22 protein-coding genes are annotated in these 24,237 nt (G+C 69.3%); 6 read left to right on the forward strand and 16 right to left on the reverse strand.

Annotation, left to right across the window (positions count from 1 at the left end; genetic code table 11):
• Positions 1 to 123 precede the first annotated feature (123 nt).
• The 5 genes from INT49_RS00530 to INT49_RS00550 form a co-directional block, all read right to left on the reverse strand.
• On the reverse strand, positions 124 to 510 hold the full coding sequence (locus tag INT49_RS00530; protein ID WP_193115778.1) for a hypothetical protein: 387 nt from the start codon (positions 508 to 510) through the stop codon (positions 124 to 126).
• The gene (locus INT49_RS00535; RefSeq protein WP_193115779.1) at positions 446 to 1,477 is read right to left on the reverse strand and encodes a hypothetical protein; all 1,032 of its coding nucleotides are present in this window, start codon (positions 1,475 to 1,477) and stop codon (positions 446 to 448) included. Before INT49_RS00535 ends, INT49_RS00530 begins: the two co-directional genes overlap by 65 nt.
• A gap of 130 nt (positions 1,478 to 1,607) precedes the next feature.
• Positions 1,608 to 2,906 (reverse strand): hypothetical protein, encoded by a 1,299-nt coding sequence (locus INT49_RS00540; protein WP_193115780.1) that lies wholly within the window; start codon positions 2,904 to 2,906, stop codon positions 1,608 to 1,610.
• A 40-nt stretch (positions 2,907 to 2,946) separates the two neighbouring features.
• Positions 2,947 to 4,377 (reverse strand): MFS transporter, encoded by a 1,431-nt coding sequence (locus INT49_RS00545; protein ID WP_193115781.1) that lies wholly within the window; start codon positions 4,375 to 4,377, stop codon positions 2,947 to 2,949.
• A 78-nt stretch (positions 4,378 to 4,455) separates the two neighbouring features.
• Positions 4,456 to 5,397: an NAD-dependent epimerase/dehydratase family protein gene (locus INT49_RS00550; protein WP_193115782.1), complete on the reverse strand. Its 942-nt coding sequence runs from the start codon at positions 5,395 to 5,397 to the stop codon at positions 4,456 to 4,458.
• A 65-nt stretch (positions 5,398 to 5,462) separates the two neighbouring features.
• Between INT49_RS00550 and INT49_RS00555 the strand changes: the two genes are divergently transcribed.
• Positions 5,463 to 6,203, forward strand: coding sequence for a TetR/AcrR family transcriptional regulator C-terminal domain-containing protein (locus INT49_RS00555; RefSeq protein WP_193115783.1), 741 nt, complete (start codon positions 5,463 to 5,465; stop codon positions 6,201 to 6,203).
• 75 nt (positions 6,204 to 6,278) lie between these two features.
• On the opposite strand, the gene INT49_RS00560 is transcribed toward INT49_RS00555, so the two are convergent.
• Together INT49_RS00560 and INT49_RS00565 are read right to left on the reverse strand one after the other, a co-directional pair.
• The gene (locus INT49_RS00560) at positions 6,279 to 7,586 is read right to left on the reverse strand and encodes a M48 family metallopeptidase (RefSeq protein ID WP_193115784.1); all 1,308 of its coding nucleotides are present in this window, start codon (positions 7,584 to 7,586) and stop codon (positions 6,279 to 6,281) included.
• Between the two features lie 230 nt (positions 7,587 to 7,816).
• Positions 7,817 to 9,292, reverse strand: coding sequence for an aldehyde dehydrogenase family protein (locus INT49_RS00565; protein ID WP_193115785.1), 1,476 nt, complete (start codon positions 9,290 to 9,292; stop codon positions 7,817 to 7,819).
• Positions 9,293 to 9,494: 202 nt separating this feature from the next.
• Here INT49_RS00565 and INT49_RS00570 point away from each other — a divergent pair, with 202 nt between their 5' ends.
• Together INT49_RS00570 and INT49_RS21350 are read left to right on the forward strand one after the other, a co-directional pair.
• Entirely contained in the window at positions 9,495 to 10,124 is a 630-nt protein-coding gene (locus tag INT49_RS00570; RefSeq protein ID WP_193115786.1) for a hypothetical protein, read from the forward strand.
• 46 nt (positions 10,125 to 10,170) lie between these two features.
• Entirely contained in the window at positions 10,171 to 11,316 is a 1,146-nt protein-coding gene (locus INT49_RS21350; RefSeq protein WP_193115787.1) for a MauE/DoxX family redox-associated membrane protein, read from the forward strand.
• A gap of 68 nt (positions 11,317 to 11,384) precedes the next feature.
• Here INT49_RS21350 and INT49_RS00580 read toward each other — a convergent pair whose 3' ends face one another.
• The 4 genes from INT49_RS00580 to INT49_RS00595 form a co-directional block, all read right to left on the reverse strand.
• Positions 11,385 to 12,782: a sugar nucleotide-binding protein gene (locus INT49_RS00580; RefSeq protein WP_193115788.1), complete on the reverse strand. Its 1,398-nt coding sequence runs from the start codon at positions 12,780 to 12,782 to the stop codon at positions 11,385 to 11,387.
• A 64-nt stretch (positions 12,783 to 12,846) separates the two neighbouring features.
• A complete protein-coding gene (rfbB, locus tag INT49_RS00585; protein ID WP_193115789.1) occupies positions 12,847 to 13,848 on the reverse strand; it encodes a dTDP-glucose 4,6-dehydratase in 1,002 nt (333 codons plus the stop codon).
• Between the two features lie 31 nt (positions 13,849 to 13,879).
• Positions 13,880 to 14,764: a glucose-1-phosphate thymidylyltransferase RfbA gene (gene rfbA / locus INT49_RS00590; protein ID WP_114383118.1), complete on the reverse strand. Its 885-nt coding sequence runs from the start codon at positions 14,762 to 14,764 to the stop codon at positions 13,880 to 13,882.
• A 162-nt stretch (positions 14,765 to 14,926) separates the two neighbouring features.
• Positions 14,927 to 16,648: a choice-of-anchor G family protein gene (locus INT49_RS00595; protein WP_193115790.1), complete on the reverse strand. Its 1,722-nt coding sequence runs from the start codon at positions 16,646 to 16,648 to the stop codon at positions 14,927 to 14,929.
• Positions 16,649 to 16,917: 269 nt separating this feature from the next.
• On the opposite strand from INT49_RS00595, the gene INT49_RS00600 reads away from it, so the two are divergent.
• Complete coding sequence (locus INT49_RS00600; RefSeq protein WP_114383087.1) at positions 16,918 to 17,487, forward strand: arsenate reductase/protein-tyrosine-phosphatase family protein; 570 nt, start codon at positions 16,918 to 16,920, stop codon at positions 17,485 to 17,487.
• Here the strand turns inward: INT49_RS00600 and INT49_RS00605 are convergent.
• The 3 genes from INT49_RS00605 to manA form a co-directional block, all read right to left on the reverse strand.
• Positions 17,474 to 18,445, reverse strand: a complete 972-nt coding sequence (locus INT49_RS00605; RefSeq protein WP_147273461.1) for a hypothetical protein — start codon at positions 18,443 to 18,445, stop codon at positions 17,474 to 17,476. The genes INT49_RS00600 and INT49_RS00605 overlap by 14 nt on opposite strands.
• A gap of 152 nt (positions 18,446 to 18,597) precedes the next feature.
• Positions 18,598 to 18,879, reverse strand: a complete 282-nt coding sequence (locus INT49_RS00610; protein WP_193115791.1) for a hypothetical protein — start codon at positions 18,877 to 18,879, stop codon at positions 18,598 to 18,600.
• A gap of 47 nt (positions 18,880 to 18,926) precedes the next feature.
• Positions 18,927 to 20,129 carry a mannose-6-phosphate isomerase, class I gene (gene manA, locus INT49_RS00615; RefSeq protein WP_114383081.1) on the reverse strand — a complete coding sequence of 401 codons (1,203 nt, stop codon included), beginning with the start codon at positions 20,127 to 20,129 and terminating at the stop codon, positions 18,927 to 18,929.
• A gap of 67 nt (positions 20,130 to 20,196) precedes the next feature.
• On the opposite strand from manA, the gene INT49_RS00620 reads away from it, so the two are divergent.
• Positions 20,197 to 21,030 carry a nucleotidyltransferase family protein gene (locus INT49_RS00620; RefSeq protein ID WP_114383079.1) on the forward strand — a complete coding sequence of 278 codons (834 nt, stop codon included), beginning with the start codon at positions 20,197 to 20,199 and terminating at the stop codon, positions 21,028 to 21,030.
• Here the strand turns inward: INT49_RS00620 and INT49_RS00625 are convergent.
• Complete coding sequence (locus INT49_RS00625; protein WP_096196844.1) at positions 20,930 to 21,472, reverse strand: VanZ family protein; 543 nt, start codon at positions 21,470 to 21,472, stop codon at positions 20,930 to 20,932. The genes INT49_RS00620 and INT49_RS00625 overlap by 101 nt on opposite strands.
• A gap of 2 nt (positions 21,473 to 21,474) precedes the next feature.
• A complete protein-coding gene (locus INT49_RS00630; protein ID WP_179303765.1) occupies positions 21,475 to 22,977 on the reverse strand; it encodes a sugar transferase in 1,503 nt (500 codons plus the stop codon).
• Between the two features lie 265 nt (positions 22,978 to 23,242).
• Between INT49_RS00630 and INT49_RS00635 the strand changes: the two genes are divergently transcribed.
• Positions 23,243 to 24,211: a glycosyltransferase family 2 protein gene (locus INT49_RS00635; protein ID WP_096196842.1), complete on the forward strand. Its 969-nt coding sequence runs from the start codon at positions 23,243 to 23,245 to the stop codon at positions 24,209 to 24,211.
• The last annotated feature ends 26 nt before the right edge of the window (positions 24,212 to 24,237 follow it).

Here is a 24,237-nt window from a genome sequence, read left to right on the forward strand (position 1 = left end):
CCGGCTCTGGCTGTCGGACGGCTCCGGCCGACAGCGGGATGGGCACTGCCGGCGAGCGGTCCTCGATCGCGCAGCAGAATGTCCCAGGATACTCGGCCCGTTCATCGAGGGTTCCCGGAGACTTCACCGGGGCAGAGGTCGGTTCCCGGCGTAGCTCCAGGCCGAGAGCTCATATCCGCCGTCCACTCGGCGGATGCTCGCGCCGAAGAGCGCGGAGGTGGCGTGGACCGAACCCGGCATCGGCTCCGACGGCGTCGCCGCGCCGCCGTCCGGGGCGACGGCCGGCACGGCCAGGGACGGCGCTGACGGAAGCAGTGAAGTGGACGGCGTGGACGGCGTGGCGGGCGGTGAGGACGATGGTGAGGAGGCCGGTGCTGCCCGGACCGTCGGCGGCGGCGCAGAGCGGTCGGCGGGCGTGCTGACGGTGAACTCCGCGACCAGGTGCTCACCGCGGAACTTGAAGCTGTCCCCCAGCATGTTCACATAGTCGATCTCGGGCTGCCGGGTCACGCTCCAGGAGCCGACCGTCCCCTCCGGCAGGTCCACCGCGATCGGGCATCCCGCCGGCCGCGGGGAGGTGCTCTCGGTGCACTGCGCGATCTCGCTGCGGATCACAGATCTCACGCGCCTCGGCGGGCAGGCTGAGCCCGTAGTCGATGTCGATCATGCCGGTCTGCCACTGGCCGAGGACGGGCGGCACATAGATCACGCGGGGACGGGAGGTCAGGGGCGGCTGCGGCGGGGGCAGCTCGATCGCGTAGCTGCCGGGCAGGACATGCAGGACCACGCCGATCCGGTTCGCGCCGCGCTCGCTGAACAGCACCTCGGGGATCTCGAACTGCTGGCCGTTCAGCAGGAGGGAATCGGTCCCGGTCAGCGGGCTGACGGTCAGGATCGGCAGGTGGATGGGCTCCAGCTCCCAGGTGACCGGGGAGAAGGGCCCCGCGCTGGTCGCGTGCAGAGCCAGCACGGTGCGGTGCTCCTCGCGGCGGTTGCGGAGGGTGGCGGTGACCTCGGCCGAGGTGCCGTGGAGGTCGACCCGGTCGATCACATAGCCGGCGATGCCGCCCGCGGTGGCCCGGTGGACCGCGGCGCTGATCGCGATATCGAGGGTCCCCTCCACCGGGCGCACGTGGCGGCGCACCGTCTCCATGTCACCGGAGATCACGGCGTCGAGGTACTCCCGTGTGACGTCGTCGGGGCCCTCAAGTCGCAGCAGCAGCCAGGGCAGGGCGATGGGGAGGAGCCCGATCACGGTGATCGTCGCGATCGTGGTGCGCAGCCGGGACCTCGTGCGGATCCTCCGGCGGCGCGGCACACTGCCCTGGTGGCGGAGCGAGATCTCCGCACCGAGCCGCTCATCGGCGCTCCCCGGGCGGGGCGGGGTGGTCTGTGAAGCGGCCGCATCGATGCTGCCGGCAACGGGCCATCCCGTACGGATGATCCGGCCGGGCGTCTGCTTCCGCTCCGGGATCACATCGCGCTCCGAGGCCAATCTCTCGCGTGGAGGAAGAGTACCGCGAAGGCCTCCCGAGCGCACCGGGCACATCGGATCAGTACGGGCGCATCGGGTCAGTGCGGGCCAAGCCGGGTCAGCTCGATGAGGCTCAACCGCAGGCGTCCCAGGAGCTGGAGGTGACCTCGGCATCGTCGATGACGACGACCCCGTCGAAGTGACCGGTCTCCTCGTCGACGCAGTAGGCGTAGCTGAACGAGGCCGTGCTGCGCAGGGCCACGGCGAGCTCTCCGTCACCGTCGATGGTGACCGTGCCATCGACCTCGAAGGGCACCGTGATCGCAGCCGCCGCCCCGGCCTCATCCTGCACACCCCGGTCGGTCGCTGGATCCTCGGCCGACAGATCATCCGGAGTGAACTGGGCCGTCCCCTCCCCGTGCACCATCCATAAGAAGGAGTCCCCCGGGTGCACCTCGACGCGGGGCGGGTCCGTGAGGGTCCAGGTGCCCTGCGAGGCGGTGTTCGTGGAGGGTCCTTCCGGACCATCGGGCTCCGAGGCTGCGGGCTCTGGCGCAGCGGGCTTCGAGGGATCGGGCACCGCGAACGGACAGCCCTCGGGCGCCGACGAGGTGTCGGTCGCGCACTCCTCGAGCGCCGCGTCGATCTGGTGCTGCACCTCCTGCAGCCCGTCCTCGGCGAGGGTGTGCTGCAGGCCGTGGACGGGCTTGCGCCAGGTCCGGAAGGCGGGTGGGGCCTCGAGGGCGATCGGCTCTGCCTCCAGCCAGCGCCGCGACTCGGGCAGGGAGATCTCGTAGGTCCCGGGCAGGAGCTGCACCGTGATCCGTGACTCGTACGGAACGCCGGTGAGGCCGAGCTCGGCGACTGGGAAGGAGACGCCGTTGATCCCGACCTCCTGTGCCCCGAACGGCACGTCGATCACGAACTCGGGAAGTGCCACCGGCGCCAGCTCCCAGGCCAGAGGCGAGAAGGGGCCGGCGTCGGTGGCGGTCAGGGTGAAGGTGACCTCGCTGCGGGCCGCTGGGGTGTGGAGCGAGGCGGTGACGGTCGCGGTGTCGGCCGCGACCTCGACCTGCTGGATCTCGAACGACTCGAGGCGGTCGCGGGCCTCGCCGAGGACCTGCGCGGTGAGTGCTGCGGCGCTGGCGTCCGGGGCATCCTCCGTCTGTGCAAGCACGGTCTCCAGGTCGCCGTCGACCACGGCCTGGAGGAATTCGCTGATCACCCGCTCCGGCCCTGCGGTGCTGCTGAGCAGCCGCGGCAGGCCGACGAACAGGGCGACCACCAGCGCGAGCACGCAGCCGATCGCGAGCAGCCGCCGTGTACGGCGGGACCGGACTCGGAGGGCGGAACCCGACGGGCCAGCCATCGCCGCCCCATCGCCCCAGCCGAGCGGCAGCGCACGCCCCACCGCACGCTTACGTCCTCGCACCCCCATGCAATCCTCCCCGCGGGCCGCTTCCGGCGGCCTGCTACAGCGCGCCCTTGCCCGCCTTCTCCCGGGCGCGGTCGGCGAAGCTCACACCCATCGCGGCCAGGGTGAGCGCCATGATAATCACCAGCGCGATGGTGAACGCCTCGAGCCAGGAAGTGCCGCCCAGGGTGAGGGAGAAGATGATCCCGGGGATCATCGCGGTGCCGATCGCGGCGCCGGTGCGCTGGCCCAGCTGCAGGATGCCACCGGCGACGCCGCCGAAGCGCGGGTCCACGGAGTTCAGGGTGAGGGTCTGGTTCGGGGAGATGGTCATGCCCTGGCTGAGGCCCATCAGCATCAGCGGTGCGGCGAGCCACCAGAAGGGCACCGATCCGTTCTCCACGAACCCGGCCAGCAGGCCGGTGCCCAGCAGGCCGCAGAAGGCGACGCCGAAGCCCACGATGACCATCCGTCGGCCGAAGGTGAGCACATAGCGCCCGGCGATCTGCGACGAGATCGCCGCCGCGATCGAGGAGGGCAGGCCCATCAGCGAGGCCTCGAAGGCGGTGTGCCCGAGGTGCATCTGCAGGTAGAGCGGCACGATGATCCACACGCTGGTGGCGCCGAGGAAGTACACCGAGACCACGAGGATGCCGTTGCGGAACGCCTGGTTGGAGAAGATCGCGGTGTCCACCATCGGGGGCCGGCCCCCGCGCTTGTAGCGCTTCTCCCACGCCCACCACAGGCCCAGCACGAGCAGCCCCGCCGGGAACGACAGCCACACCAGGGCTCCGGCCCCGCGCTCGAGGAAGGGCAGCATCACGCCCAGGATCGCCAGGCACAGCAGGACCGTGCCGATGGGGTCGAGGTCCGGCCTGGACTTCCCCCGGGCCTTGTCGTCGGGGATGTACTTGAAGGCGCCGAGGATCGCGACCAGACCGATCGGGATGTTCATGAGGAACATCCAGCGCCAGCCCTGGTCGGGACCGAGGATCTGGATCAGCAGGCCACCGATCACGGGGCCGATCGCGGTCGCGACGGCGACCGTGGTGGCCAGCAGTGCGAAGGCGCGGGCACGGTCCTGGCCGCGGAAGTGCTGCTGGATGAGGGCGACCGTCTGCGGGTTCAGCAGACCGGACCCGAGGCCCTGCAGGATGCGGGCGATGTTGAGCGTCTCGACCGACGGGGCGAGGCCGCTGAGCAGGGAGCCGAGCGTGAAGATCCCGACGCCGATCACGAACATGCGGCGCCTGCCGGTGGCGTCCCCCGCACGACCGGCGGGCACGAGGAGCATGCCGAAGGCGAGCGCGTAGCCCGAGATCACCCACTGCAGGCCCCCGGAATCGGCGTCGAGGCTCTCGCCGATGGCGGTGAGCGCGACGTTGATGACGCTCACGGCGATCAGCGCCATGAACAGAGGAGCGAGGAGGACGGCGAGCAGGGGCTTGCGACGCACCGGAGGAGTCGGCGCGCTGGGGTCGGGAATCACCGCACCAGCCTATGCAGTGACTGCAGATTTGAGGAGGGAGAGGTGAGCAGAGGGACAGCGCACCAGCTCCGACCACGCTCAGTCCGGGACGACGACGGCGCGCGAGCGACCTGTGTGCGCCCACGCCTCCTCGATGCTGCCGAACGGGTAGACGGTGTACGGCACCGGCAGGGTGCCGTCGGCGATGTGCGCCAGGAGGCGGGGCAGCTCGGCGTGAAGTCGCTCCGTCGAGAACGACCCCAGGCCGCTGCCGCTGAGGCGCAGGCGCCGGCTGCGCAGCAGCGAGGCCGGGACGGATGCCTCCGCCCCGGCGAGCGACCCGATCTGCACGTAGGAGATGTCTGCGGCGCCCTGCCCCGAGCCACCGCGGCCCAGCGCGGCGAAGGCGGCCTCGGCGACCGGGCCCCAGACGTAATCGAGCACAAGATCCGGCACCCCGGCGGCGAGGGTCTGCTCGAGTGCACGGGGGTCGGCGAGGTCGGCGGTCTCCACCCCGGCCTCACGCAGCGACTCCAGGGATCCCGCATCGCGTCCCGCACCGATGACTCGCTGCGCACCGAGCGTGAGGGCGGCCTGCGCGGCCATGCTCCCTGCCATTCCGGTGGCGCCGAGCACGAGGACCGTGCCCAGCGCGCCCCGCTCGTCACGATGGACCGTGAGCGGTATCCACCCGGACATCCCCGGGTTCATCCCGGCGGCGACGGCCAGCGGGTCGGCGTCCGTCGGCAGATCGAGGGTGATCGAGGGGGCGAGTCGCTGCGCCATGGTGCCCCAGGGCGACCGCGTCCCGGCGGCGTACACGAGGTGGCCGCCGCCTGTGCGTGCGACGGCGTCGACGCCCGGCACGAGGGGGTACTCGTGGGAGCTGCCGTAGTGCGCGCCGGTCGCGAGCGCCCGGACCACCTGGTGCAGGCCCGCTCCGACGAGCTCGAGGGTCTCGTGACCGGAGTGCGGATCGGGGTCCGGGAAGTCGGTGCTGACGGGCAGGGAATCGGCCGACGCGAGAGTGATGGCACGCATGAATTGCTCCTTAACTAAGTTCAATAGGTCGTCAGTGTGCGCTTAACGTTGTTAAGGTGTCAAGCATGGCCAAGGGAATCACTCGTGAACGACTGGTGGCGGCGGCCCTCGACGTGCTCGACGACGGCGGCATCGACGCGGTGACCGTGCGCGCCGTCGCGCAGCGCCTCGACGTCAAGGCGCCCGCCCTGTACTGGCACGTGCGCAACAAGCAGGCGCTGCTCGATGAGATGGGCACCGAGATCCAGCGCCGGGTGCAGACCTCCCTGCGAGGACTCATCCCCTCCAGGAGCTGGCTCGACGACCTCGACCGGTACGCCCGCGTGCTGCGCGCCGAGTACCTCGCCCATCGCGACGGGGCCCGCAGCTTCAGCGGTACGCGCCTGACCGATCCCGGTGTGCTGCGTGAGCAGGAGCCCTGGCTGGAGGGCTGGACCCGCGGAGGCCTGGCCCTCGAGGACGCCCTCGACGCCGTCCAGACCATCACGGCCTTCGTGGTCGGCTTCGTGATCGAGGAGCAGGAGCGCGCGCAGTCCGACGTCTCCGACCCGACCCGCTACGACCCCGAACGCCGGGACTCGGCCGTCGGCGACGATGCCCCGTTGGTGCGCGCCGGCGGCCACGTGCGGGGAACGCCGGACGAGCAGTTCGACCGCCAGCTGGCGATCGTGCGCGCCGGGCTGGTCGCGGCGATCGGAACCGTGGATCCCGTCGGCGCACCGGAGACGGAGTCGTCGCAGGCAGAGTCGTCGCAGACGGAGTCGTCGCAGGCAGCGCCCCCACCCCGGCGCCGCTCCGAGAGATGACGACGACGGGGCGGGGCCATCGGCCCCGCCCCGTCGGCTCAGTGCGCGCGCCGGATCAGCAGCGCATGGATCGGATCAGTGCTGAGGGGGCTGCTCGCCCGTCCAGCTCTGGGACTCTGCCGCGGCAGGGCGCGGTGCCCTGCGGGCGTCGTCGCGGTACGGACCGGCCGGGATCACGTAGCTGGTGCGGCCGGAGAGCTGCGGCGGAGCCAGCTGGAGATCACGGGTGGCGGGGCGCGCCGAATAATCGGCACCCGGGAAGCGGCCGAACTGGTCGGTGCTGCCGGCGGGGCGGCTGCGATCGGCGTCGTCCAGCATCGCAAGCGCATCGCCCGGGGTCGGGAAGCGCGAGGACCACACGTGCCCCGGGGGCAGCGGCGACTGGAACGCGGTGCCGGTGGGACGGATCCACATCGAGCCGGGCTTGGAGCGGTCGCGCAGGGCGTGGGCGCGCCAGGTGTTCACCGGGTGGGAGGACAGCAGGTTCACCCAGTGCACGAAGAAGCTGGGATCGGTGGCGGCGCGGTCGGCCAGTTCGTGCACGTTGACCTCGGCGTTCAGGTACTTGCCGCCGGAGAGCACGGCCACCACGCCGGGAGAGCCGGCCGGGGCGTAGGAGTAGCCGAAGTTGTCCGCCGTGTACTCCTGGGAGCGGGAGAGCGCCGGGCCCAGGATCGGGATCATGTTGATGATCGTGGTGAACACGAGACGGAAGTAGGAGACGTGGCCGGCGGCGAGATGGCCCACCTCGTGGCCGATCACGAAGCGCAGCGCCTCGGGGTCGCGCACCTTCCCCCCGATCTCGAACAGGTCGGAGTAGACCACCACGAAGCGGCGGAAGCCGTGACCGGAGGCGAAGGCGTTGATCGTGCCGTTGCCCAGCTGCACGTACGCATCGGGCACGCGCCGCATCCCGTACTGCTGAGCGGCCTCGACCACCATCCGGTAGCCCTCGGGGAACTGGGTGGGGCTCATCCGCACCGCGTTCGTGCGCAGCTGCGCGTACATCGTGGCGCGCACCCACCAGAAGATCAGCGGCGCGAGAGGAAGGATCAGCACGAGCTGCGCGACGAACGGCACGAAGTCGACGTACTTCCACAGCTCGTCGACGGTCCGCTGGCCCTCGGCGAAGTACAGGTAGCCCGTGGTGACCAGCAGTGCGGTCCACAGGAGGTAGCCGAGGATCGTCAGCGCCACTCCGAGCACCAGCAGACGCATCTCCCAGGGGTGACGGATCGCCTTCTTGCCGAGGACGCCGTGGACGGTGGAGCCGTTGACGAGGGTGGGATCGCCCGGGTGCAACGGGTCGGGCGCCTCGCTGCGGGGCGCTCCGTGCTCCTCGGCACCAGGGTGCTGCGGAGCTCCTGGGGACGGGATCGTCATGGTGGTGGGGTCCTTCCGTCGGCCGGCCCGCGGTGGGTCGCTGCACCCGACGGTAGAACTCCAGTCTGGGCGGCGCCACCTCGGGACCCCTGTTTGCGCTGATCATGGCCGCACGGTGGAACAGGTCGAGTCGAAGGGCGGGGACAGGGTCCACCGCACGGCGGACCCTTCTCCGCCGTACGGCGGATCCCCTGCACGGCGGATCCCCTGTGCTCGGTGGAGCAGGCTGATCAGCGGAACAGCCGGCCCAGCAGGGCCTTCTTCGCGCCCTTGTACGGCGGGTAGACGAGTTTCAGCGTGTCCGGGGTGAGCGGCTTGCGGGCGATCGGCTTGGCGTGGGTGAACGTCTCGAGCCCGGCCCGGCCGTGGTACTGGCCCATGCCGGACTCCCCCACGCCGCCGAAGGGCAGGCTCGGGGTGCCGATGTGGGCGAGGGTCAGGCCGATCGCGAGGGACCCCGAGGACGTCTGGGTCGCGAAGCGCTCCTCGATCGTCCGATGGGAGGTGAAGACGTAGGCGGTCAGCGGCTTCTCGCGCTCGCGGATCCGGGCGATCGCCTCGTCGGCCCCGGAGACGGCGAGGATCGGCAGCACGGGGCCGAAGATCTCCTCGTCCATCACCGGATCGTCCCAGTCCACGCCGGTGAGGATCGTGGGCGGCAGGTAGCGGTTGCGGCGGTCCGCCGTGCCGGTGCCGCCGATGATCGCCCGGTCGTCGTCGATGAGGGCGCGCACGCGGTCGAAGTGCTTGCGGTTGACCATGCGGCCGTAGTCGCGGGCCCGCTCCGGACGGGTTCCGTACATCGCCCGCACCGCCTTGCGCAGCTGCGGCACGAGGCGCTCGATGGTGCGCGGGGTGGCCATCAGATAGTCCGGGGCGATGCAGGTCTGGCCGGCGTTGGTGAACTTGCCCCACACGATGCGTCGCGCCGCGACGGCGAGGTCCGCCCCGTCGTCCACGAACACCGGGGACTTCCCGCCCAGCTCGAGCACGGTGGGCGTGAGATGCTCGGCGGCGGCGCGGGCCACGATGCGGCCCACGGTGGCGTTGCCGGTGTAGAAGATCAGGTCGAAGCGCTGCTCGAGGAGGAGCGTGGTCTCCTCCACGCCGCCCTCGACCACCCGCACCCACTCGGGGTCGAGATGGGTCGCGACCAGGTACGCGATCGCGGAGGAGGTCGCCGGGGCCACCTCGCTGGGCTTCAGCAGCACCGTGTTCCCGCCAGCGATCGCCGCGACGACGGGCGCGAGGGTGAGGTTCACCGGGTAGTTCCACGGGGCGATGATCAAGGTGGTGCCCAGCGGTTCGCGCTGCAGCTCACCGGTCGCGGGCGCGAGCAGCAGGCCCATCGAGAACTTCTCGGGTCGCAGCCAGCTCTTGAGGTGCTTGGAGACGTACGAGATCTCCTCGCTGACCACGCCGAGCTCCGTGATCGCGCTCTCGAGGCGGGACTTGCCCAGATCCTGCGCGAGCGCCTTGGTCAGCCGACCGCGCTCGGCGCGCAAGCCCTTCTGCAGCGCCGCGAGCTGGGCGAGGCGCGCCGGGATGCTGCGCGTGGTGCCGGCGTCGAAGGAGGCTCGCAGGGCGGCGACATCCTCGAGGATCCGTTCGCGCCGGACAGCGGCTGCGGGATCAGCGGAGTCAGCAGAGCCTGTGGAGTCTGTGGAATCCGTGGCGGCGGTCGAGGGGTGCGCGTCGGTCGACATGGCTCCAGCGTACGACTCTCACCTGCGACCGACGTGGGGATGAACACCTGGTCCATGATCTGGCGACGCACCGTCGTTGCCAGTTAGTATTCTTGCGCGTGTCCGTTTTCCATCGCCTGTCGGACTCTCACTGGAGGCTCTCGTGCACACCCCGCCCCTCGGCCGCCGCGCGCTGGCGAAGGGCGCTCTCTGGACTGCACCCATGGTGCTGTTGAGTGTCGCTGCCCCCGCGATCGCCGCGAGCGCCATGCCCGCGACGATGCTGTGGACGGACTTCCCGAGAGGCAGCGGAAACCGCATCGCCACGACGGCCTCTCAGACCGTCGGAGGTGCCAAGATCACGACCTCGTTGACTCGAAGCGGACTCGCCCATGTCGGCAGCAACTGGACACCAACTGCAGACGGCCGGCTCGAGATGAGCAGCAATCGCCTCACCCTCGGCGACTCCGCCCAGACCGTCGCTCTCAGCTTTTCCAAGCCGGTCACCGACGTCTCCCTCACCATCCAGGACCTGGACCGCGACCGCGATCGCGGGCTACTCGACCCTCGCGATTTCCAGGACGAGATCTACATCCCCCCGGGAGCAGTGATGTTCTCGCAGCATGCCCCTGGTTCGAAGGTCGTGGGCCGGGGGACGCCGGGGGATCCCTTCCGCGCAGCGGACACCGTCTTCGGGGACCTCAGCGGTCCTGACTACGCGGTGACCTTGACCTGGAAGGGCCCGGTATCTGCCATCGCCGTCGCGTACCGGCAAGGCGTCCAGGCGAAGCTCACGACCACGCCCACGGTCTGGTTCTCTCCCGTGTCCTTCATTCCACCGGCAGGCTCCTGACGTCCACGGTCATCGGCGACAATAGCGTGGTCGAAAGAGAGAACTCATGACCACCCTGCTGATCGCTGCACCGATCCTGCTCTCCCTGACACTGCTGACCTCCGGGTTGGCTAAGCTCGGGGCACGTCAGGGCACCGAGGACGCGATGACGTCGCTGCGGATCCCGCTGCGCCCGTTCCACCGGTCCGTCGCGTCGGTGCTGCCGGTCGTGGAGATCGTGCTGGCTCTGGTTCTCTGGGTGCCGTCGGTCCCGCTGCAGATCATGACCTCCCTCCTGGTCGCCGCGTTGATGCTCACCTATCTGGTGATCATCGCTCGCGCGCTGACCTGGGACGAGACCGTGGAATGCTCCTGCTTCGGCACGCTCGCCTCGCCGACGGTCTCCCGCGTCACGCTGGGCCGCAACGTGCTGCTCACGGTGCTCGCGCTGCTGGCGGTCCTCACCGCGGCCTCCGGGGCGATGACGGCGGTGCTCGTGCAGCAGCCGCTCTCACTGGTGAGCCTCGGCGTCGTCCTGCTGCTGGCCGTGGTGCTGACCGTGCTGTCCCTCGGGGGCGTGACGCCCGGGGGCGATGAGGGCTCCCCCACCACCGACGCCCGGCAGCCGACCGGAAGGCAGGCCCCCGCCGCCGGCGCGGACGCAGGTTCAGGCGCGAGCACAGGTGCCGGTGCCGATGCCGGTGCCGGCGGTACCTCCCAGGACGAGGCGGAAATCGATGACGAGGGAGAGCTGCTCGACTACGAGCGCGATGCCGTGCCCGCAGGCGTGCTGCAACGGCCCGACGGCTCACTGGTCACCCTGCGCGTGCTGAGCGCCCAGCAGGCGGCCCTGCTGGTGTTCGTGAGCGAGGGCTGCGGCCCCTGCGAGCGGGTGCTCGACGAGGTCCCGGGATGGATCACGACGCTCTCCCCGTTCATGCAGGTGAAGACGGTGTTCTCCAAGCCCCTGGAGAAGCTGCGCGAGCGCACGCTCACCCGGGTGGGCGACCACGCCCTGCACGATCCGGTGTTCAGCGCCCGTGAGGCGCTCGGGAGCCGCGGCGCCCCCAGCGCCGTCCTGCTCGGGGCCGACGGCATGCTCGCCGGCGGCCCCGTGACCGGCGGCAGCGATGTCATCGCCTTCGTCCAGGAGATCCAGGAGCAGCTGCAGGCGGCGCAGGCGGACGGCGAGCTGCCGGTGGCGGAGGACTGACCACGCCGTGGCACCGCGGGTCGCCCCGTCCGCCGACCAAGCCCAGCCCAGCCCGGGGCTGCCTCGGATCAGGCCTGCAGGTGTTCGCGCAGCGCTGCGATCTGCTCGCGGGGCATGAATCCGGTGGCCGTGATCTTCGCGAGGTCGAGGGCGGAGTGGGCGGGGCGGGGTGCGATGCCGTCCTTGCCGGCGTAGTAGGCCGCTGTGCTCACCGGCGTGATACGCGCAGGATCGTGACCGGTCAGGGCGAACACCTCGGCGGCGATCTGCGCCCAGCTCCGCGGCTCCCCGGCACTGGTGACGTTGTAGATGCCGGGGACGGGACGGGTCGCGAGCAGATGGTCGATCGCTTCGGCGAGATCCTGGGTGAAGGTGAGCCGGCCGATCTGATCGTCTACCACGGACGGGTCGATACCGCGCTCGGCGAGGCTCGCCATGGTGCCCACGAAGTTCACGCCCTCGCCGGTCACCCAGCTGGTGCGCACGATGTAGTGGTCCGGCAGCGTCGCGACCACCTGATCGCCCGCGGCCTTGGTCTGCCCGTAGACCCCGAGCGGGCTCGGCGGCTCCTCTTCGGAGTGCATCGGGACCGACCCGTCGAAGACGTAGTCGCTGGAGACGTGCACGAGCGTGGCACGCTGCGCGCGGGCCGCCCCGACCAGGCGTCCCACACCGGTCGTGTTCACGGCCCAAGCCTCCCGCCTCCCCTCGTCCGTCTCGGCGGCATCGACGGCGGTGTGCGCCGCGGCGTTCACGATCGCGCCGTACGGGGCGAAGTCGAAGGCGTCGACGCTCTGCGGATCGGCGATGTCGAGCTGAGCGCGGGTCACGACGTCCACCTCCGCCCGGCTCTCCCAGAGCTCAGCGAGGGCCCGGCCCAGCTGGCCTCCCCCGCCGACGACGAGGGTGCGGCGCGGCGGCACCGGGGTGACGTCGACCAGGCGCGGATGCGCCGTGTCCTTCGCGGAGAGCTCCGCGTCGGCGAGCGGGATGGGCCACGGGATCGCAGCAGTCTCGTCGGCGAGGTTCAGGAAGGTGTACCGAGCCTGGGCCGCGGCGGACCAGTGGTCGTTGACCAGGTAGGTGTAGGCGGCCGGTGCCTCGAGGGTCTGGAACGCGTTGCCCACGCCGCGCGGCACGAAGACGGCCACGCCGGGCGTGATCTCGTGCCAGTAGGTCGCTCCGAAGCTGTCGCCCTCACGCAGGTCCACCCAGGCGCCGAACACCCGCCCGGTGGCCACCGAGATGTACTTGTCCCACGGTTCGGCGTGGATCCCGCGGGTCACGCCGACGGCCTGGTTGTAGGAGATGTTGTTCTGCACCGGGCCGAAGTCCGGCAGGCCCGCGGCGACCATCTTCTGGCGCTGCCAGTTCTCCTTGAACCAGCCGCGACTATCTCCGGGCAGCGGCAGGTCGAGGACCAGCAGTCCGGGGATCGCGGTGGTGTGCACGGTCAGATCGGTCATCGACGGCTCCTCGGGGACGGTGTGGTGCAGCTCCTGCGGCGGGCCGTGGCAAGGAGGCGCGAGGTCACTGGCCGCTCTTGGCGTACTTGGCCTCGGTGGCGGCCTTCTGCGGGCGCCACCAGGCCTCGTGGGCGCGATACCAGTCGATCGTCGCGGCGAGGCCCGCCTCGAAGTCGTCGTAGGACGGCTCCCATCCGAGCTCCGTGCGCAAGCGGCTGGGGTCGATCGCGTACCGGAGGTCGTGGCCGGGGCGGTCGGCGACGTGCTCGTAGTCGTCCTCGGCGTGGCCCATCAGCCGCAGCAGCAGCTCGACGACCTCCTTGTTGTTCTTCTCCCCGTCGGCCCCGATCAGGTAGGTCTCCCCGATGGTGCCCCGATCCAGGATGGTGAGCACGGCGCTGGAATGGTCGTCGGCATGGATCCAGTCGCGCACGTTCAGCCCTGCGCCGTAGAGACGGGGCCGGATCCCGTCGATCAGGTTCGTGATCTGGCGGGGGATGAACTTCTCCACGTGCTGGCGCGGCCCGTAGTTGTTCGAGCAGTTCGAGATCGTGGCCTGCACGTCGAAGGACCGCACCCATGCCCGCACCAGCAGATCGCTGCCGGCCTTGGTGGCGGAGTACGGGCTGGAGGGGTTGTACGGAGTGGCCTCCGTGAAGCGGTCCGGCACATCGAGCTCGAGGTCGCCGTAGACCTCGTCGGTCGAGATGTGGTGGAAGCGGGTGCCGTGACGGCGCGCAGCTTCCAGCAGGGTGAACGTGCCGATCAAGTTGGTCTGCAGGAACGGGCTGGGGTCCTCGAGCGAGTTGTCGTTGTGCGATTCGGCGGCGTAGTGCACGACGGCGTCGGCCTCAGCCACCAGCGGGTCGACCGTCGCGGCATCGGCGATGTCGCCCTTCACGATGCGCAGTCGGTTCGCCGGGAGGCCGTCCAGGGAAGACGTGTTGCCGGCGTAGGTGAAGCTGTCCAGCACCGTCACGGTGTCGTCCGTCTGCGCGAGGACATGGTGGACGAAGTTCGAGCCGATGAAGCCGGCTCCGCCGGTGACGAGCAGGTGACGTGGCATGGAAGCCCTCCAAGAGGTCGCAGGGGTCAGGTCAGACGGGACGGTCCGCGCGTTCGCGCTCCAGCATGTCGAGGAGGTTGCGGCCGTAGCCGGACTTCACCAGGGGCTCGGCGCGCTCGCGCAGCTCCTCGTCGTCGAGATAGCCCCTGCGCCAGGCCACCTCCTCCGGGGAACCGATCAGCAGGCCCTGGCGCTGCTGCACGGTGCGGATGAACTCCCCGGCGGCGGCGAGGTCGTCGAAGGTGCCGGTGTCCAGCCAGGCCGTTCCGCGGGTGAGCACCTCGACCTGCAGAGCATCGTCCTCGAGATACGTGCGGTTGAGGTCGGTGATCTCGAGTTCGCCTCGCGGTGAGGGGCGCAGGGCCTTCGCCCGCTCCACCACCGTGTCGTCGTAGAAGTACAGGCCGGGCACGGCGAGATTGGAGCGGGGCTGGGCCGGCTTCTCCTCGAGGGAGACCGCTTTGCCGTCCGCCCCCATCTCGACGACGCCGTAGGCGCTGGGATCCTTCACCCAGTAGCCGAACACCGCTGCTCCCTCAAGGTCGCGGAAGCGCGTGAGCTGAGCACCCATGCCGTGGCCGTAGAACAGGTTGTCGCCGAGCACCAGCGCGGCGGGCTCACCGGCCAGGAACTCCTCTGCGAGCACGAACGCCTGCGCGAGGCCATCGGGCGAGGGCTGGACCGTGTAGCTGAGGTTCACCCCGAAGCGGGATCCGTCGCCGAGCACACGCTGGAAGGCGGACTGGTCCTCGGCGGTGGTGATGATCAGGATGTCCCGGATCCCCGCGAGCATGAGGGTGCTCAGCGGGTAGTAGATCATCGGCTTGTCGTAGACAGGCATGAGCTGCTTCGAGACGCCGATGGTCAGGGGATGCAGGCGGGAGCCTGTGCCGCCTGCCAGGATGATGCCTCGCATGGTGGTCATGATGTCAGGGCGCGCTCGTCAGCCGCGTCGCTTGGACGAGAAGTTGGCGTCACGAACATAGTGCTCGAACCTCGCGAGGTCGGTCGTCGAAACAGATACTCAAGAGGCCCCGGTACGCGCCCGAGGGCGCGAACCGGGGCCCTGTACACCCGATCAGGCTCGGAAATCGTTCTGGCCGACGGACCCGCGAGCCACCGCGAGGTTCAGCAGGTTGAGCATGCCCAGCACCTCCAGGTGCAGGGCGGATACGTCGTAACGACGCTCCGGGGTGATGGCCGCGTAGTAGTTCGGCATCGAGCCCGATGCATTGTTCTGCGCGTTCACGGTGAGGGCGAGCACCCCGCTGAGCACGTCGAACAGGACGGAGAGAAGCCCGTTGATGCCTGTCAGTGCCGTCTGCAGTACACCGGAATCGTTGAGCAGAGTGCTCAACGTGGTCTCGACCAGGTCACCGATGCCGCCGAGGAGCGGGTTGAGGAGCGCACCGAGATTGACGGGGATTCCTGCCAGGACGAATCGTGCCGTCGCGCCGCCCTCCAGGAAGTCGCGCAGCGACCCCTCGATCAGAAGACCCGTCGGCAGAATTCCACTCACACTGCCCGCGCGGACCGTCACAGTGACGAGGTCCTTGAGACGTTCGATCAGATCATCGACCAGCGTATCCACCAGGGACGCGGCGGCATTGGTCGGCAGGGGGGCATCGACGAACAGGCGCGTGTTCGGCGAGAGTTCGTTGAGGAACGGCGAGATGGCCCCGGTGTAGGCACCGCCGAGCAACGAGGCAACGTCGATGGTGATGGTGCCGGCCGCGAGGTCAGCCTGCAGTGCAGCGTTCTCGGTGTTCGGGATCGGCAGGGCCGTCAACTGGCTGACATCTACAGTTGCCGTGACGTCAAGCGCACCCTGTCCGAGCGCGGACAGCAACAGCAAGGGGCCGAGAAGCGGAACAGCCTCAAGGAGATCCCATACGGCATCGGTCGAGATGGTGAGCGACGGCAACACCACGTTGAGCGCCGACACGAGGTCGCCCACGAGGTTCGACTCGATGATGAGGTTGAGGTAGGCAAGCAGGTAGTCGCGATCCACCGTCTCTTCGGTGACCCCTCGCGCGGTGTCGCACACGTAATCGAGGCGTGCAAGGCCTGCGACAGCGCCAATGTCGAGGTTCAGTCCTGCAATCAGATCGACGAGCTGTGCGACGCCCGGGCCGGTGGCCTGCTCGAGGATCGAGTACAGATTGATCGTGCCGAGAGCGGGCGGGTTCGGATCGTCGACGGACAGGGCGATCGTGCCGTCGTTGCCTACTGCCCCGGCCCCACCCACCTCAGGCGCGTCCGGGTTGTTCGCGGACTGGGCATTCTCGTTGGCATACGCGTACTCGTTCAGCACACCCGCATCCTGCGCGGTGGCGAAGTCGAGGATCGTCGTCAGCGCGCCGCTGAGACCGCCCAGGTTGAGGTTGATGGCGCTCAGCGCCTCGACCGTCAACGGATTCGTCTTGAGGTCCTGGGAGATGCTGTCTGCGCCGTCGGCGATCGGGTCGAATGCCTGGGCATGAACCCCATTGACCTCAGCGATCACGTCGAGATCGGCGCCACCGATCTGACCGCTCAGCATGCGAGCCCGCGCCTGCGAATCAAGCAGCGAGTCATCCGTGCACGACGGCGAGAACGCCAGAGCCGGCGCACCGACTGAGAAGGCTGCCACCGGGGCTGCCCAGGCAGCACCCTTCACCACTGCTCGACGGGAGGGACGGATACGACGCTGCGGGGCGGACTCAACACTGGCAGAACTGCTCACAAGACCTCTTTCAACAGCCCCGCCGTGGAAGCCGATGAGGAGCTCGGCCTCGACGAGCAGGGAAAAACCCAGCAAGAACTGCGTGTCCGGTGCCCAGAGCTGACTCGGGTGTGTGCACGCACGCGGCTAGAAACGCGCATGCTCCTGGCGCGTCGTAGCCACGCTCATCCTTACACGGTAGAAGGCCTCAAGGTCACAAGAAGGGGTGAGCGTCATCGATCCGTCACCGGCCCGTGACGTTACCGATGGGTATGAGATCGCATGGCGCCCGTCCCGGAGAGCAGTGGCCAGAGACCGGTGGTCAGCACGACGCTTCTGGGCCCTTCACGACGTAGCCTGCCCGGGTGGTCACCTCGAAACTTCCCGCGGAGCAGTCGTCCCGCCCCGTTCTCTCGGTGCTGTTCGTCTGCACCGGCAATGTCTGTCGGTCTCCTTTCGCGGAACGTCTTCTCGCGCGCCGTTCCCCCGAGCTGAAGGTGTCAAGCAGGGGAATCTTCGCGCTCGAGGGGAATCCCATCGACCCCCCGATGGCCGTGGAGCTCGAGGCACGTCACGGCGACCCGTCGAACTTCCATGCCCAGCAGGTCTCCCCGGCTGACCTGCAGGCAGATCTGGTGCTCACCATGTCTCGGCGCCAACGCATCCATCTCCTGGAGGACTATCCGCATGCGGTGCGGAAGATCGGGCTGCTCGGCGGCGTCCCTGAGCTCGCAGCCATCCGTCACCGCCACCCGGAGTCGCCGCTTCGCGACGTGATCTCCGACTGGAGTCGGACCACTGTCCCGGGTGATCGCGATGTTCCGGATCCGTACCGGCAGGGAGCCCCTGCTGCGGCGACGAGCGCGGCATTGATCTCCGACCTCATCGACCAGCTGGTCCCCGTACTCCGCTCCGCTCGGGTCAGGCCCGGATGACCCACCCTCCGCTGATAAGCCTGTCCGCCGCTGAGCGAACACGGCGAGCGGCATCCGGGTGAGGACCGATCTCTTCGGCAACCAGATCTTGCAGGAGATCCAGGGACAGGCCCCCGTGGACTCGCAGCAGTTCCCAGATGACTCCCAGCAGCCCTTCGAGATGCCCGGCTTCACGTCGTGCCAGCACAAGCACTCCCGTCTCCAGCGCGAGAGCCTGGTCGAAGGGGGCGAGCATCAGGTCTCGGGGCTGGACGTCATGGCTTGGCCGGCACGCCTCGACCTCTGCCCACCACTCGGAGATCGGGGCAGGGGCGTGATCGAGAAGCTCCGCCAGTTCGGAGGCTTCGTGATAACGGGCGCGGAGCGCGCCGCCCGCAGAGTCGATGAGGCGCGCGAGCGCAGCGAGGCCACCGGGAACACGGTTGAGCGACGACGTCTGACCGATCAAGCGCAGCAGTGCGCTTGCGAGTGGCATGCGCTCGAGACCTGGCGGGCCATTCTCGGATCCGTTCCCACGATCACGATGGAGAAGGACGATCAGGTCTGGCGAGCCGCCAGCGCAAGCGGGCATCAAGTGAAGCGACGGCAAGGACACGTCACGCTTGGCCCTCGAGCCTGGTATCGATCGAGAGACGGGCTTCGGGTACCCGGTGACCTCGAAGGTGTCAGGGTCGATGATCGTGAGCTCATCGCTCAGGTATGCGCCCTCAGCGCCGAGCCGAGCTGTCGCAGTCGACTTCCCGGCTCCCGAGGGCCCCACCAGGACGACGACGCCGAGTCGTGGGGTATCGATCGTGCCGGCGTGCAGGAGGAGCCGCCGACCGATGAGCGATGTCAGAACTGCGCGGGTGATGGCTCCCGAGAGGGCGTACGTCTCGGTCGGCGAGGGCGCCACGACCGTGGCTCCCGGTGGGACGGGCCCCTCTCCGGTCACGAACGTGAGCTCGACGTCCGGCACGGCAGGAGGGTCCGGAGCGACGAGATGGCGCCAGAGCTCGAAGGCCTCCGCAGCCAGGCCCTCCCTCCCGGGCCCGAAAGACATAGCGATCGACAAACCCGCCACCCGCACGGACAGCGATCGCGTCGCCGGAGCACCGAGGCCTGGCCCTGTCATGAGCCTCCGTCTTCCACGCGTTCGACGATGCCGCTCGCACGCAGGCCGTCGAAGAAGCCCGCCAGAACATCCTCGGCGTCGTCCGGCATCCGGGGGATCTCTTCACGCAGTGCCATCACGATCTCGTGAAGCGTACGACCCTGGACGCCCGCCGGGTCCTCTGCAGTCTGCGACTCGGTGATGCACGGGGGGCTGTCCACCATCAACATGTCCAAGGCGATGGCCCCCACTCCCCCGATCCAGGTGATGGGCCCGTCCGGCAGGGCGGCTGCCCACATCTCACCGCCGTCCCATTCGCTGACCGCCGGTCGCAGTCTGTAGCGGGTCACGGGACGCTCGCCTGCACGAATCGTCCCGCGCCACCCGCCCGCAGCGTGCCGGCGGACGCCGGCACGAACAGGGACTTCCCGGCGGTGAGCACATGGCGGCCAGCGTCCGTCTGCACGAGCATCTCCCCGTCGAGGCCGAGCAGAGTGCGGGGCCCGGTGCCGGGGATCAGGTGCTGCCCTCGGAAGGTCCCGGGTGGGTCCGCCAGGTGCGTCAGCGATAGCTCGAAGTCATCCACCGGGGCGTAGTAGGCGACGGTCGTCTCGTTCTGGTGCTCGGGGGCGACACGCAGCGGAGGTGCGGCGGCGACACTGACGCACTGCAGCATCTCGTCCGCGTCGACCTTCTTCGGCGTGAGGCCGGCGCGCAGCACGTTGTCGCTCGCCGCCATGATCTCCAGGCCCACGCCCTGAAGGTACGCATGGAGGGTGCCTGCGGGCACGAACATCGCTTCGCCGGGCTGGAGGGTGACGGGGTTCAGCAGCAATGCGGCGACCACGCCAGGATCGCCCGGGTGGTGCTCGGCCAGCAGGAGGACGGTGTGGTCGATGCGGGGAGACGGGGAGTTGCCGGCCTCGTAGCGCACGCGACAGGCCTCGACCACTTCGGCGACAGCCTCCGTGGCGGGGCGCATCGACGCGGAGACGAGAGTCCGGAACGCGGCGCGCATGCCGTGGGCGGTGGGGCTGGTGAGCAGCAGGTGGTGGAGTCGGTCGGTGAGGTCAGTGCCGAGGCCCTCCAGGATCGCGGCGGCTCGGCGCGGGGTGCGGAATCCGCACAGCGCCGTGAAGAGCGTGAGCGCGACCAGCATCTCGGGCTTGTGGTTGTCGTCGCGGTAGTTGCGCAGCGGCGAGTCCAGCGGGAGGCCGGCGGCGGTCTCCGCCGCGAAGGATTCGGCGGCATGCTCCCGATCGGGATGCACCTGGAGCGAGAGCGGCCGTTCTGGCGCGATGACCTTCAGCAGGTAGGGCAGGCGGTCACCGAAGGCACGGCTCACTCCATCGCCGAGCATGCGGCGCGGGTCCGCCGAGATCGCGGCGTCGAGGGGCTGACCGGTCGCGAGGAGCGAGGGCGCCAGCGGATGCGCGCCGAACCAGGCCTCGGCCCACGGTTCACCATCGGAGCTGCGGCCCAGGAAGTCAGGGATCGCTGTCTCGGATCCCCAGGCATAGTGCTGGAGGTGGCTCTCAAGCTCCCACATGCCGCGTCCCCCTCCCTCGATCCGCTCTCATCCGCGCCGGCCGCGCGGAACTTCTACACTCGATCTCATGAATGCTCCCGTGCAGGTTCCCGCACAGACGCGGCTTCGCCTCGCACACGGCTGCCTCGACCATCTTGCCCGAGAAGCAGGGGTCAGGATCCTGCATCTCAAGGGAGTGAGCCTGCATCCGTCGCTCGCCGAGGGCCGCTCCCCCTCCACGGACTGCGACGTGCTGGTCGACCCGGCCCAGGTGGGCCTCTACTGCCAGGTGCTCGCTGCGCACGACTGGCAGCAGATCACCACGTTCGAGCACGGCAGCGTGTTCACCCATGCCGCGACCTTCCACCATCAGGTGTGGGGCACGGTGGACGTGCACCGCACCTTCCCGGGCCTCGAGCACGATCCGGCCGTGACGTTCGAGCGGCTCTGGGACGCTCATGAACTGGTCGACCTGGGTGGCATCGCCTGTGCGGTCCCGGATCTGACCGCGCAGCGCCTGCTGCTGCTGGTGCATGCCGCCCGTGATGCGATGGGCAGGGCCCGGCACGACGTGCGGGTGTCCTGGACGGAGGTCGACGCCGACGGCCGCGCCCGTATCGACGCCCTCGCGATGGAGCTCGGCGCAGTCGTGCCGCTCGCGCTGGTGACGGATAGACCGGAACTCGCGGTCGGACAGCCCGACGAGCACCTGTGGCGTGCGGTGCATCGCCGGGCGAATCCCACCGAGGTGTGGATGGCCCGGCTGCGCGACGCCCGCGGACCACGCCGTCGGGCGCGGATCCTCGTGGAGGCGGTGCGGGTCAACCGCGATCATCTGGGCCTCCGACTGGGCCGGGTGCCGACTCGGCAGGAGGTGCGCCGGGAGTGGTGGGCCCGCTGGGGGCGCTTCGTGCGCCGTTGAGCGCACGACGGCGTACGCCGAGGCCTATCGCCACCCCGATCGCCGCTCCGAGCGTGTTGGTGACGATGTCCCACGGATCCTGGATGCGAGAGCCGATCGATCCTTGGTAGAGCTCCACGCAGGTAGACAGCGCGGTCCCCAGCAGCACCCACCACCAGGAGGGGCGCAGCACCGCGAGCGCTGTGAAGAAGGGTACGAACAGCACCACGTTCGCGATCATGGCGAAGCCCTCCGGGGAGATCTGCTCGCGCAGACCCACCATGCCCGTCACGACGTACCAGACCTGCACATTCGCACGGTTCACGGCCCATCCGTCGCTGGTCAGCAGCAGAACACCGGCGGCGAGCGGGTACAGCAGGAGCACGCAGATCGCAACGATCCGGAACGCTCTGGGCAGCCGAGCTCTCGGAGGGTGCCCGGTATCGGGTGCGGCAGCGGCCATCGTCAGTATGCGCCGGAGGAGGCGAGCACTGCGCGCACGGTGCGCAGAAGGATCTGCAGGTCCTGGATGAAGGACCAGTTGTCCACGTAGTAGAGGTCCAGCCGCACGGTGTCCTCCCAGGAGAGGTCGCTGCGGCCGGAGACCTGCCACAGCCCGGTGATGCCCGGGCGCACGCTGAGCCGGCGGCGGGCATCCTCGTCGTACGCGGAGGCTTCGCGGGGCAGGGCGGGTCGCGGGCCCACCAGGCTCATGTCGCCGCGCAGCACGTTCCACAGCTGCGGCAGCTCATCGAGCGAATAGCGACGCAGGAAGCGGCCGGGCCTCGTGATCCGCGGATCCTCGCGCATCTTGAACATCACGGCGTTGCCGCGGTCCTGCACCGCGCGCTCGGTCATCTCCACCAGCACGGCTTCGGCGTCGGTGACCATCGTGCGGAACTTGAGGAACTCGAAGTGGTGACCCTCGCGGCCCACGCGGTCCTGGCGGAACACCACGGGCCCTCCGTCGTGCAGCCGGATCCGCACCGCGATCATGGCGAGCACCGGGGAGAGCACGGCGAGCAGCACGGCAGAGGCCACGATGTCGAAGAGGCGTTTGGTCCATTTCAGCGCCGCACGGGCCCGCGGGAGGTCCATGTGCACCAACGGGAGCCCGGCCACCGGTCGCATGCGCAGGCGGTCGGCGGAGATCTCGGTGAGGCCGGGCACCACGATCACGCTGACGTCCTCGTGCTCGAGCTTCCAAGCGGTGCGACGGAACTCCTCGGCGCTCGCGGTCGCACCTGCGGTGAACAGGAGGATGCCCGGGCGCAGGTCCTCGGCGATGCGCAGCAGGTCCTGTTCCGGTCCGAGCACGGGGATCCCGAGCTCGGAGGTGGACGCGCTGCCCGTGGGTGTCACGGCGCCCACGATGTCGTAGCCGAGCCAGCGCTCGCGGTGGATGGTGCGGGCGATGCCGTCCACGTGGGCGAGGGAGCCCACGGCGATCACCCCCTGACGGAACCTGCCGCGTGTGCGCGCGGAGTTCAGGGTGCGCCGGATCAGCACTCGGTCCAGCAGGAGCAGGGGCGGGCCCAGCAGGAAGAAGGCGAGGAAGAACGCGCGGGAGAGTTCGATGTCGGCGAGGTAGACGACGGTGCCGATGATGCCGGCGGCGGCGAGGGTGGCGTGCAGCAGGTTCCTGAACAGCTCGGTGCCTGATGGCACCAGACGCGGGTCGTAGCCGTTGAACAAGGTGATCGCGAGCAACCAGCCGAGCGCGATCACGGCGGCGCTGTCGAAGATGTGCTCGGAGAGATCGCCGGCCGCGCCGAGCGCCGCTTGTCGCACCAGATAGGCGCCGCCCATCGCGAGGATGATCGCGAAGACGTCCAGCACCACCATGAGGAGGATCGACTGACGTCGCAGTCGGGTCAGGCTGCCGATGCCTTCGAGAGTCCGGCGAACATCAGCACGCGCTGCGCCGGCGCTGCGACGAACTCGCAGCGCATCTTCTGACAACGACATGATCCCCCGACCGCATCTCATGCCGGAGGCCGCTCGTGCGCCGAGCCCCGCCGGTCCTGCTCAGTTTTCGGCCACACGTCCAGGGCCCTATCGCCACTGTAGTGCGCGTTCCACGAGTTTCCGGCGAGTAAGGTGCCGGGCTTCATAGCCCCGTCGGGCCGCACGCCGAACCCGCAGGCCACCGGCGATCAACGCTCAGTACCATCTCTGTAACGGCGGCACTCCGGCCAGTGTCGTCCACAGCTTCGAGGGAAGGCATCCTGCCATGGCACCCGCACCAGATTCCGGCGCCGACGTAACTGTGCTGGTGGTCGCGTACCGACATGCCGAGTACGTCGTCGAGTGCCTGGAGAGCATCCGGCAGCAGACTGCCGTGCCCGGGCGGGTGATCATCGCGGATGACAACTCTCCGGACGACACCTCCGCCGTCATCACCGCCTATCTCGATGCTCATCCCGGCTTCGGGGAGTTTCGACGGAACGACGAGAACATCGGTCTCAACAGAACGCTGAACAAGAATCTCGCGACCGTCACCAGCAGGTATTTCACCTATATCTCGGCGGACGACGTGATGAGGCCTCAGCGCATCGAGCGGCATCTCGCTCTGATGGAGAAGGCTCCGGACGCCGCACTCGCCTACAGCGACGCCGTGGTCATCGACGGGGAGTCCGCCGTCCTGCACGAGACGTCGCAGACAGAGTTCCCCTGGCCTGCAGGCCCCGAGGACCGCGAGAGGCCTTTCGCTGCGCTTCTGCACACCAACTGGATGCCTGCGGCGTCGCTGTTCCTGCGCACCGAGGTGCTGCAGGATGCCGGTGGCTATCGGGCGGACCTCTTCTACGAGGACTTCGAGCTCCTCGTCCGGCTGTCCAAGCATCATCGGTTCGTCTGGACGGACGAAGCACTCGTCGGCGTGCGCCGGCTGGAGACCTCCTTGGGGGCGACCGGCTTCGCCTCGACGAACCCGTCCTTCCTGGTAGCGCTGGATGCCGCGCTGCGGCACTATGCCGATGCCGAGGAACCGCTGCGGGGGCAGGCGGCCTCGACGCGGTGGGAACTGGCGAAGCGTGCGTACCGTTCGACGATGCGGCCCCGAGAGTCGTTGTCGCTGCTCTGGAACGCACGCAAGGGCGCGTCCCGCCGAGCGGCCGTCCTGCGGCACTTGGTGGCCTGGGCGCTTGAGGCCGGCCGCTCGTTCGCAGCACCTCACGTCATCTCGAGGGCACGCTCATGATCACTGGGACCGCACGGCGCTTGCTG

The organism is Brachybacterium tyrofermentans (assembly GCF_014897585.1).
Taxonomy (GTDB): Bacteria; Actinomycetota; Actinomycetes; order Actinomycetales; family Dermabacteraceae; genus Brachybacterium; species Brachybacterium tyrofermentans.

Bases quoted from the DNA above. Each gene is read 5' to 3' on its own strand.
- INT49_RS00550 (WP_193115782.1), bottom strand. From the start codon at position 5,397: ATGCGTGCCATCACTCTCGCGTCGGCCGATTCCCTGCCCGTCAGCACC.
- rfbA (WP_114383118.1), bottom strand. From the start codon at position 14,764: ATGCGAGGCATCATCCTGGCAGGCGGCACAGGCTCCCGCCTGCATCCC.
- INT49_RS00625 (WP_096196844.1), bottom strand. From the start codon at position 21,472: ATGGCCGCTGCCGCACCCGATACCGGGCACCCTCCGAGAGCTCGGCTG.
- INT49_RS00560 (WP_193115784.1), bottom strand. From the start codon at position 7,586: ATGACGATCCCGTCCCCAGGAGCTCCGCAGCACCCTGGTGCCGAGGAG.
- INT49_RS21350 (WP_193115787.1), top strand. From the start codon at position 10,171: ATGACCACCCTGCTGATCGCTGCACCGATCCTGCTCTCCCTGACACTG.
- INT49_RS00630 (WP_179303765.1), bottom strand. From the start codon at position 22,977: ATGTCGTTGTCAGAAGATGCGCTGCGAGTTCGTCGCAGCGCCGGCGCA.
- INT49_RS00610 (WP_193115791.1), bottom strand. From the start codon at position 18,879: ATGTGGGCAGCCGCCCTGCCGGACGGGCCCATCACCTGGATCGGGGGA.
- INT49_RS00565 (WP_193115785.1), bottom strand. From the start codon at position 9,292: ATGTCGACCGACGCGCACCCCTCGACCGCCGCCACGGATTCCACAGAC.
- INT49_RS00570 (WP_193115786.1), top strand. From the start codon at position 9,495: ATGGTGCTGTTGAGTGTCGCTGCCCCCGCGATCGCCGCGAGCGCCATG.
- INT49_RS00635 (WP_096196842.1), top strand. From the start codon at position 23,243: ATGGCACCCGCACCAGATTCCGGCGCCGACGTAACTGTGCTGGTGGTC.
- INT49_RS00620 (WP_114383079.1), top strand. From the start codon at position 20,197: ATGAATGCTCCCGTGCAGGTTCCCGCACAGACGCGGCTTCGCCTCGCA.
- manA (WP_114383081.1), bottom strand. From the start codon at position 20,129: ATGTGGGAGCTTGAGAGCCACCTCCAGCACTATGCCTGGGGATCCGAG.
- INT49_RS00555 (WP_193115783.1), top strand. From the start codon at position 5,463: ATGGCCAAGGGAATCACTCGTGAACGACTGGTGGCGGCGGCCCTCGAC.
- INT49_RS00580 (WP_193115788.1), bottom strand. From the start codon at position 12,782: ATGACCGATCTGACCGTGCACACCACCGCGATCCCCGGACTGCTGGTC.
- rfbB (WP_193115789.1), bottom strand. From the start codon at position 13,848: ATGCCACGTCACCTGCTCGTCACCGGCGGAGCCGGCTTCATCGGCTCG.